Source organism: Larkinella bovis (genome assembly GCF_042655385.1).
Lineage (GTDB): Bacteria > Bacteroidota > Bacteroidia > Cytophagales > Spirosomataceae > Larkinella > Larkinella bovis.
The window spans coordinates 133,920-143,010 of the sequence record NZ_JBHSMA010000015.1 but is presented as its reverse complement, the minus strand read 5'-3'; the positions used below and the strand labels follow the sequence as shown (position 1 = coordinate 143,010).

Below are 9,091 nucleotides of genomic sequence, written 5' to 3'. Positions count from 1 at the left end.
ATACCGACAATAACTCGTTCCCGCGTCAGGCACAAAAACCGACCCGTTTCCAGTTGTTCAAACAGCAACGGAGCCCGTATGCCCCGCAGGGACCCAACCCGATGCAGCAACAACGGCAATCGACGCAAAAACCGGCTACGCAGGGCGGAGCGCCAAAGAATGAGTAAGAACCACAAATACTGAAAAACAGCCGGTTGGAACTTTCCAACCGGCTGTTTTAGCATCAGGCCAAGAACACTTACGGTAAAACCGCTGGCTCCTTCTCATCCCGGTTCCGCTCCTGCCGACGCTCCCCGATCTGCTGCCGCCACATGGCGTAATACAGGCCTTTCTGGTCGAGCAATTCGTCATGCGAGCCGGTTTCGGCAATTTTACCGCGTTCCAGCACAATGATCCGATCGGCGTGCATGATGGTGGAAAGCCGGTGGGCAATCAGAATCGTGATCTGTTCGCGCCGGGCCGAAATGCTGCGAACGGTATCCGTAATGGCTTCTTCCGTCAGTGAATCCAGGGCCGACGTGGCTTCGTCGAAAATCAACAGACGCGGATGGCGAATCAGGGCGCGGGCGATGGAAATCCGTTGTTTTTCGCCCCCCGACAACTTCATGCCGCCTTCCCCCAAAACCGTATCGATGCCTTTCTCGGACCGCGCAATCAACTGATCGCAGGAGGCTTTGTGCAGGGCTTCCCGGATTTCAGCCTCGGTTGCATCCGGTTTGACAAACAGTAGGTTTTCCCGGATCGTCCCGGCAAACAACTGCGTGTCCTGCGTCACAAAACCGATCTGCCGACGCATGGGGTTGTAGCGAATCTGACTGGCCGGTACGTCGTTAAAGTAAATCTCACCCGAAACCGGTTTGTACAAGCCCAGCAATAACTTCACCAGCGTCGATTTGCCCGAACCGGAGGGACCCACGAAAGCCACGGTTTCGCCCATACCGACCCCGAACGAAATCCCATCCATCGCGTTCTGGTGGGCCGTCTGGTGCCGAAACACCACGTTTTCAAACCGCAGGTGTTCCAGCACGCCAAAGTCGATGGAATCGTCGGGCCGGCGCTCGATGGGCTTGTGCATCAGAGTATCGAATGAATTCAAAGACGCTTCGGCTTCCCGGTAAAACAGAATGATGTTGCCCAAATCCTGCAGGGGCGCGAAAATTGCCGTCGAGATAAATTGCATCGAAATGAGTTCGCCGGTGGTCAGCACCTCCCGGAAAATAAGCCAGAGCAGGGCGAACAGAATCGACTGTTTCAGCACATTTAACGTAGTCCCCTGAAAAAACGAGAGCTGGCGCACCTGCCGCGTTTTCTCCATTTCGAGTTCGTAAATCCGTTGTGTATACTGCTTCAGCCGCCGGATTTCCGGAAACGTCAGCCCCAGACTCCGCACCAGCTCGATGTTCCGCAGCGATTCGGTAATGGCCCCGGCCAGCTTCACGGTTTGCCGGTTGACCGCCCGCTGCACGGTTTTGATCTGCTTGCTAAGCAGCCCCGTCAGCCCGCCCAGCACCAGAATCCCGATGACGAAAATGGGAATCAGCGCCCAGTGTTTGGTGATGGCGTACCAGATCAGAAAGCCCATGCCGACAATGGACGAGAACAGAATATTGATAAAGGCGTTGATGAATTTCTCGGTATCGGTCCGCACTTTTTGCAGCAGCGCGACGGTTTCGCCACTCCGCTGTTCCTCAAATTCCTGAAACGACAAGCGGAGTGTCTGCTTCAAACCATCGTTAAACACCTGCGTTCCAAACCGTTGCACCACCGCCCGCATGAAATACTCCTGAAACGATTTCGCCAGCCGCGCCAAAGTGGAAATGCCCACGGCAATCAGGAGCCAGAACAACACCCCGCGCACCAGTTCCCTTTCGGGCCGCGTAGCCGGTTTGGTGGCGTATTCATCAATAATTTTTCCAAAAATCAGCGGATCGATCATCGTCAGAATCTGGCTGACACCCGCCAGCAGCAACGCTCCCACCACCAGCCAGCGGTGCGGTTTCAGGTATGTCCACAGAATTTGCATGCTGTAAAAGAAAGGTATACTGTTATGACTCCGGCAAACCGGTTTTGTTACAGAAACTTTCTGATACGGAATAAATAGGAGATAAAAGAGGGATTAGCTAATATTTTCACAAAAGAAAAGCGATCTGATTGAAATTTTAATAAGGTTTCGACAGAATACCCTTTCTTTGCCGAACGATCTTTTTTGGAACCCATCATGGCAGAACGGGCGCTTCTCTTAACCAACGGCTTGCTGGCGACACCAAATGCAAAAACCGCCCACGGCCTCATTCGCGACAGCGAACGGTATACGATTGTCGGCGTGATCGACCCGCCCACGGCCGGGCGCGATGCGGGCGAGGTGCTGGATGGCAAAAACCGCCAGATTCCGGTTTTTGCCACGCTGGAAGACGCCCTGGCGCAGGTGGGGCCGGTGCAATACGGCATTGTGGGCGTGGCGACAACCGGCGGAATTCTGCCGCTCGAAGTGCTGTTTCTGATCGAAACCTGTCTGCAAAACGGGCTTTCGGTCGTCAATGGCCTGCACGATTTACTGAACGACCGGCCAACCCTCGTGCAACTGGCCGCCGAGAACAATGCCCAACTCATTGATATCCGGAAACCCAAACCGCGCGCCGACCTGCATTTCTGGTCGGGCGAGGTGTTCAGGATAACGGCCCCCATCATCGCGGTACTGGGCATGGATTGCGCGATGGGCAAACGCACCACCGCCCGCCTTTTAACCCAGGCCTGTCAAGCCGCCGGCCTGAACGCCCAGATGATTTATACCGGACAAACCGGCTGGTTGCAGGGCGGGCAATACGGTTTTGTGTTCGACTCCACACTGAACGATTTTATTTCCGGCGAGATCGAACACGCGCTGGTCACGTGCTGGCGGGAAACCGGCGCCGAGGTTTTATTCATTGAAGGGCAATCGGCGCTCCGCAATCCCAGCGGCCCGTGCGGCCTGGAATTCATCGTTTCCGGCAACGCCAAACACGTGGTGCTGATGCACGCCCCCAAACGCCGGTATTTTGACTACGAACCGCACTGGGGCGAAATCCCGCCGGTGGAATCGGAGATAGAAATTATTCAGAAATTCGGCGCGGACGTGATCGCGCTGGCTCTCCATACGGAAGACTGCACCCCCGAAGAAGCCCGCCAGTTTCAGCGGGACTACGCCGACCGGCTGGGCATTCCGGTGCTCCTGCCACTGGAAGAAGGCCTTGAACCCGTAGTGCCGAAAATCCGTCAGTTAGTCGAGAAAACCGTCCGTTATGCAGATTAAATCGATCCGGGCTTACCGCCGGGACCTGGCACTCACCAAACCGTACACGATTGCCTACCAGACCATTTCTACCGTCGAGAACATCTTCCTGACGATTGAATTAGCCAATGGCATCCTTGGCGTGGGCGCGGCCAACCCGTCGCCGGAAGTGGTCGGCGAATCCCCGGATCAGGCGTTTGCCAACCTGCAACGTGACGCCATCCAGCAGTTCGTCGGCCGCGATGTTCGGCATACATTTCAACTAATCGACGAAGCCCGGCAGCTTTTCCCGGATGCGCCCGGCACACTGGCAGCATTTGATATTGCGCTGCACGATGCGTTCGGGCAGTTTCTGGGCATTCCGGTTGTGGAATTATACGGGCAAAAAATAAAGGCCCTGCCGACGTCGGTGACGATTGGCATCATGAACATCGCCGAAACGCTGGAAGCCGCTCAGGCGTATCTTCAACAGGGTTTTCGGGTGCTGAAAGTAAAAACCGGCCTCGACGTCACCGAAGATATCGGCCGCATTCGGACGCTACGCGAGCAGGTCGGGCCCGACCTGCTGCTGCGCGTCGATGCGAATCAGGGCTATACGGCCGATCAATTAACCCAGTTTATCGGCCAGACCGCCGACGCCAACGTTGAACTGATCGAACAACCGCTGCCCGTTGGTACGGAAGAGGAAGTACGCACCTTGCCGCTGCTCCTCCGCCAGCACCTGGCCGCGGATGAGTCCCTGAAAAACGGCGAAACCGCCCTGCAACTCGCCCGGGAACCGCAACCGTTCGGTATTTTCAACATCAAACTCATGAAATGTGGCGGCATCCGGGGCTCGTTCGACATCGCGACGGTAGCCCGGCTGAGTGGCATTGAGCTGTTCTGGGGCTGCAACGACGAGAGCATTGTCAGCATTACAGCGGCCCTCCACGCGGCTTTTGCCTGCCCCAACACCCGCTACATCGATCTGGATGGCAGTTTTGATCTCGCCGAAGATGTAGTCAAAGGCGGTTTTATCGTCGAAGACGGCTTGATGCGTCCCACGGGTTTACCCGGTTTGGGCTTAACGGACTTATCCCTATAACTGATGAAACCAGTCGCCAAACTCGCGCGTGTTTTGAGTCTTCCTTCTGCTATTGTGCTCGTGGGCAGCGTGATGGTGGGATCGGGGGTGTTTAAGAAAGTGGCTCCTATGGCCGACGCCTTGCAGTCGCCCAGCCTGATTCTGCTGTGCTGGCTGCTGGCCGGTCTGGTGAGTCTGTCCGGGGCGCTGACCAACGCCGAAATGGCCGGGATGTTTCCGAATTCGGGCGGAGAATATGTCTATTACCAGAAAGTATACAACCGGTTTTTTGCCTTTATCTACGGCTGGAGCAACTTTACGGTGGTGAAAACGGCGGCCATTTCGGCACTGGCGCACATTTTTGCCCAGTCGCTGGTCGGACTGCTTTTTCTGGAGGACGAAGCCGGTTTCTGGGCCAACACAATTGCTTCGTTGCTGATCATCCTGCTGAGTCTGGCCAGTTACCGGGGCGTCCAGTTTGCCGGTGGCATCAGTTGGGTGCTGTCGTGCGTGATTTTGGTAACCATTATCGGGTTATCCATCGCCGGTTTCAGTTCTCCACGGGGTAGTTTCGCCAACCTGAGCCACAACAGCGCGGCTTTCGACGCCGGAGCCATCGAAGGGATGGTGTTGGTGAAAGCCATGTTCATCGCATCGCTGGGTGCTTTCTGGGGGTACGACGGCTGGAATAACATCGCTTTCGTGGGTGAAGAAATCCGGAACCCGCAGCGCAACCTACCCCTTGCGCTCGGCCTCGGAACCCTGATTGTCATGGGGTTATACCTGCTCCTGAATACCATGTACGTTTATGTACTGCCCATTGAGAACCTGATGGCACTCAGCCAAACCCCCGGCCGGATTGCCGCCGTCGAGGTGATTCGGCATGTCAGCGGCAGCACCGGGGCTACACTCGTATCGGTGCTGATCCTGTGTACGACCTTCAACGCCACGAACAGTTCCATTCTGACCTCCGCCCGAATCTATTACGCGATGGCCCGCGATGGCCTGTTTTTCCGGTCGGTTTCCCGGATTCATCCCCGGTTTCAGTCGCCTTCGGTGGCCATTGTGTGGCAGGCCGTTTGGGCGGTGGCGCTGGTGTGGTCGGGCACGTTCGACCAGCTGACCGACATGCTGGTATTTGCCTCGTTCATTTTCTACGGGGCAACGGCCCTGGGAGTGATGCTGTTTCGGCGGTCGCAGCCGGATGTACCACGGCCTTACCGCGTTATTGGCTACCCGGTTTTGCCCATTGTCTTCTGTCTGTTCTGCCTGACGCTGGTCGTCATCACGCTCATCGAGCAACCGCGTGAAGCGTTGATGGGATTGGGATTAATGGCGACGGGGATTCCGTTTTACGGGTTCTGGTACCGGCAAAACCGCCGGTGATCGTGCCCAATACCGCGACCTGGTTTCGTCACTATACCCAGGCCAGCAACCCTCACTCCCCCATTACCGAATCATTGTTGATGTATTCGAACTTGTTGTTCCAGACCAGCGCAATCTGCGTGGCCCGCTGGCGAACCAGTTCGGCGTTCGTGCCCTCAAAATGTTCGGAAAGCGTGGCTGAAAACAGTTGCAGCCACCGCTCGAAATGGTCGAGTGTAAGCGTATGTTGCTGGTTGATGAGCAGATGGGGTCGGAACGGGTGCCCCTGGTAGGCGTTGTTGCCCAGGATAATGTTTTCCCAGAACGCGTACATTTTGGGCAAGTGCTTTCCCCAATCGACCTGGGCGATGTCGGTAAAAATGGGGCCAATGAAGTCATCAGCCCGGACTTTGTCGTAAAACGAATCCACCAGAAAACGAATGGCTTCCGGCGAATCCAGCGTGCGTTTGCTCATACCGGTATTCGGATCAAGTGTTCCTCAGTGGGAGAACACATTTTCGTAGGCATCCGGTTTAAAACCCAGCGCGATAATTTTTCCGTCGGCTTCGATCAACGGGCGCCGGATCACCGACGGTTTATGAATCATCAGCTCAATGGCTGCTTCGCTCTGGGTCGGTTTTTCGGCCTCGGGCAGCTGACGCCAGGTCGCTCCCGCCCGGTTCACCAGCTCTTCCCACGGTTTTTGGGTCAGCCAGTGCTCAATCGTTTTCCGGTCGATGCCCTGTTTTTTGTAATCGTGGAACTGGTACTCAACGCCGTGTTCGGCCAGCCAGGTGCGGGCTTTTTTCACGGTATCGCAATTCGGAATGGCGTAAAGAATATACATGGAACTAACGTTTCGGGCTGCTAAAGTAACGAATTTAGGGCAGGTGCCCGATTCGTCAACGAGATTACCGATTCAGCCCGAAATTTCGGATCTTTCGGCATGAAACCGGTCAGCCTGTCGCTCCTGCTGCGCAATCTGTTTTTCACGCTGTTACAACCCGGCGTGGTGGCCGGACTGGTGCCGTTCTGGATCGTTCGGAAGAACCTGCCGGTTTTGCTAGCGGCCCCGCTGACGGGCTATCAGTATCTCGGACTCGCCACCGGGCTACTCGGTTTCGTCATCATGCTGCTCTGCATCCTGCGGTTTGCAACCGACGGGCAGGGCACCTTATCCCCCGCCGACCCGACAAAACGGCTCGTGGTATCCGGTTTGTACCGGTACTCGCGCAACCCGATGTACGTCGGCGTGTCGCTGATCCTGGCCGGGGAAAGCATTTTTTGCCGATCCCTCAATTTGTGGGTATACAGCCTTGCCATTTTTGTAGCTTTCAACCTCTTTATCATCCTGCGGGAAGAACCCCGTTTGCAGAAAGATTTTGGCAATCAGTATGACGACTACCGCCGAAAAGTCCGGCGCTGGCTATGAACAGTAACGATGATGACTCCCAGAATAGAAGAACTTCCCGCCAAAAAGCTGGTCGGTAAAAACCGGAAGATGGCGCTGGCCAACAACCAGACGCGGGATTTGTGGCAAAGCTTTATGCCCCACCGGAAAGCGATCCGGAATGCCGTAACGACCGATTTATTCAGTTTACAGGTTTACGACCCGACGCTCGACTTCCGGGATTTCGGCCCCACCACTGAATTTGTGAAATGGGCCGCCGTTGAAGTCACTGATTTTGACGCCATTCCGGACGGCATGGAATCGTTTCTGCTGCCCGGCGGACTGTATGCGGTTTTTCTCTACCGGGGCCGCCCTGCCGATTTTGCCAACATGTTTCACTACATCTTTGGCGTCTGGCTGCCCCAATCGGCGTATCAGCTCGATCAGCGGCCCCATTTCGAGCTTCTGGGTGCGAACTACAAAAACGACGACCCGGCTTCGGAAGAGGAAGTCTGGATTCCGATCAGGCCGAGAATGTAAGCCTATTCAAACTCCCACTTGCTTATCCACAAGTCCTTGGTCTGCTGTTGAAACCGCTTGAGTTTGGCCTGCATGCGTTGCAGTTCGGCCCGGTATTTCGGATCGTTCGCCAGGTTGCGCACTTCATCGGGGTCGGTTTGCAGATCATATAATTCAAAACGCGGGCGGTGCAGAAAGGCCTCGACGCTGCGTTTGCCGTATTGTTTGCGCCCGGCCTGGCGAACATCCTGCCAGGTCAGCGAATGGTACAGATCGAGCGCCATCGGGAACGGCAGCGCGTGCGCCAGGTTGAAAATCAGCTTATACCGCCGTTCGCGCAAGACCCGCATCGGGTAATACATCGTCACCTCGTGCAGGCTGTGCGACCCGTACACCTCATCCCAGCCGGTTACGTTTTCCTGTTCAAGGATGGCTTTGAAACTCCGTCCCTGCCGATAAACCGTGTCCGGCAAGGCCCCGGCAAAATCGAGTAGGGTCGGCATTAGATCAACCCACGAAACCATCGCATCCTGCACAAATCCCGGTTTTTGCGGTTTGGGCAGCTTGACAATGAGGGGCAGGCGCATCCCCGGTTCATACAGGGTAGTTTTTGAACCCGGAAACGGCGCCCCGTTGTCCGACAAATACACAATAACCGTATGGTCGTACTGACCGGTTTCTTTCAGCAGGGCAACCAGCCGTTCCACCCCCTGATCGAGCCGGCTGACCGCTTCGTAATACTGCGCCAGTTCCTGCCGGGTTGCCCGGGTATCGGGCAAATACGGCGGTACGCTCACCTGAAACGGTTGGTAAAAAACGTCGTGCACCTGCGGATAACCGCCCGGGCGGTTGCCAAACCGGTTCGCCTGATCGCTCTTGAAAACGGGTGAACCGTTGGCCGCAACGGCATTGCTGCGGTGCGGGTCGTCGGTGGCAAAATAGAGGAAAAACGGTTTTTCAGAAACCTCCGAAAACAGCGAATAACACAAATCCGCCATCTCAACCGGACTGCGACCAATCGAAGCCGGGTCGTTGGTACCGCCCCTTTTTAGCACCTGCTGAAACTGGTAAGCGCGTTCGGGGGCGACGTGGAATTTGCCAATCCGGGCGGTCCGGTAACCGGCCTGCCCGAGCAAAACCGGCAGTGAACGAACCGTGTCGAACGAACTGAAATGATGTTCGCGGTGCTCCAGACCGTACATGCCGTTAGCGTGGTTGTGCAAACCGGTCAGCAGAACCGAGCGGCTGGGGCTGCAACTGGCCGTGGTGCAAAACGCGTTTGTAAAGCGGGTGCCTTCGGCCGCCAGCTGGTCGATATGGGGCGTTTTAATAGCCGGGTTGCCGTAACAACCCACGGCTTCGCGTCCGTGATCATCGGCCACGATGAGCACGATATTAGGCCGGGTATCTTTCCGGGCCTGACCGACGGCCCAAAATGCCGTCATCAACAGCGCCATCAGGGCAACTAAAGGGCGTACCATCACTG

At 56.1% G+C, this 9,091-nt stretch carries 9 protein-coding genes; 5 read left to right on the top strand and 4 right to left on the bottom strand.

The genetic code is table 11. From position 1 onward, the window contains the following. Positions 1-238 precede the first annotated feature (238 nt). On the bottom strand, positions 239-2,023 hold the full coding sequence (locus ACFPMF_RS25965) for an ABC transporter ATP-binding protein (protein ID WP_379850684.1): 1,785 nt from the start codon (positions 2,021-2,023) through the stop codon (positions 239-241). A 183-nt stretch (positions 2,024-2,206) separates the two neighbouring features. On the opposite strand from ACFPMF_RS25965, the gene ACFPMF_RS25960 reads away from it, so the two are divergent. From ACFPMF_RS25960 to ACFPMF_RS25950, 3 genes are read left to right on the top strand one after another with little or no spacing between them, the layout of a single operon-like run. Continuing rightward, complete coding sequence (locus ACFPMF_RS25960; RefSeq protein ID WP_379850681.1) at positions 2,207-3,289, top strand: DUF1611 domain-containing protein; 1,083 nt, start codon at positions 2,207-2,209, stop codon at positions 3,287-3,289. Next, the gene (locus ACFPMF_RS25955) at positions 3,279-4,352 is read left to right on the top strand and encodes a mandelate racemase/muconate lactonizing enzyme family protein (protein ID WP_379850679.1); all 1,074 of its coding nucleotides are present in this window, start codon (positions 3,279-3,281) and stop codon (positions 4,350-4,352) included. Before ACFPMF_RS25960 ends, ACFPMF_RS25955 begins: the two co-directional genes overlap by 11 nt. A gap of 3 nt (positions 4,353-4,355) precedes the next feature. Beyond that, positions 4,356-5,717, top strand: a complete 1,362-nt coding sequence (locus ACFPMF_RS25950; RefSeq protein ID WP_379850677.1) for an APC family permease — start codon at positions 4,356-4,358, stop codon at positions 5,715-5,717. 52 nt (positions 5,718-5,769) lie between these two features. Here the strand turns inward: ACFPMF_RS25950 and ACFPMF_RS25945 are convergent, their stop codons facing one another. Continuing rightward, positions 5,770-6,171 carry a group III truncated hemoglobin gene (locus ACFPMF_RS25945; RefSeq protein WP_379850675.1) on the bottom strand — a complete coding sequence of 134 codons (402 nt, stop codon included), beginning with the start codon at positions 6,169-6,171 and terminating at the stop codon, positions 5,770-5,772. Positions 6,172-6,195: 24 nt separating this feature from the next. Then, complete coding sequence (locus ACFPMF_RS25940) at positions 6,196-6,543, bottom strand: ArsC family reductase (RefSeq protein ID WP_379850673.1); 348 nt, start codon at positions 6,541-6,543, stop codon at positions 6,196-6,198. A 99-nt stretch (positions 6,544-6,642) separates the two neighbouring features. On the opposite strand from ACFPMF_RS25940, the gene ACFPMF_RS25935 reads away from it, so the two are divergent. Both ACFPMF_RS25935 and ACFPMF_RS25930 read left to right on the top strand, forming a co-directional pair. Next, positions 6,643-7,128, top strand: coding sequence for a methyltransferase family protein (locus tag ACFPMF_RS25935; protein ID WP_379850672.1), 486 nt, complete (start codon positions 6,643-6,645; stop codon positions 7,126-7,128). A 12-nt stretch (positions 7,129-7,140) separates the two neighbouring features. After that, on the top strand, positions 7,141-7,626 hold the full coding sequence (locus ACFPMF_RS25930) for a GyrI-like domain-containing protein (RefSeq protein WP_379850670.1): 486 nt from the start codon (positions 7,141-7,143) through the stop codon (positions 7,624-7,626). Between the two features lie 2 nt (positions 7,627-7,628). Here the strand turns inward: ACFPMF_RS25930 and ACFPMF_RS25925 are convergent, their stop codons facing one another. Further along, complete coding sequence (locus ACFPMF_RS25925) at positions 7,629-9,086, bottom strand: sulfatase family protein (protein ID WP_379850668.1); 1,458 nt, start codon at positions 9,084-9,086, stop codon at positions 7,629-7,631. Positions 9,087-9,091: the final 5 nt, after the last annotated feature.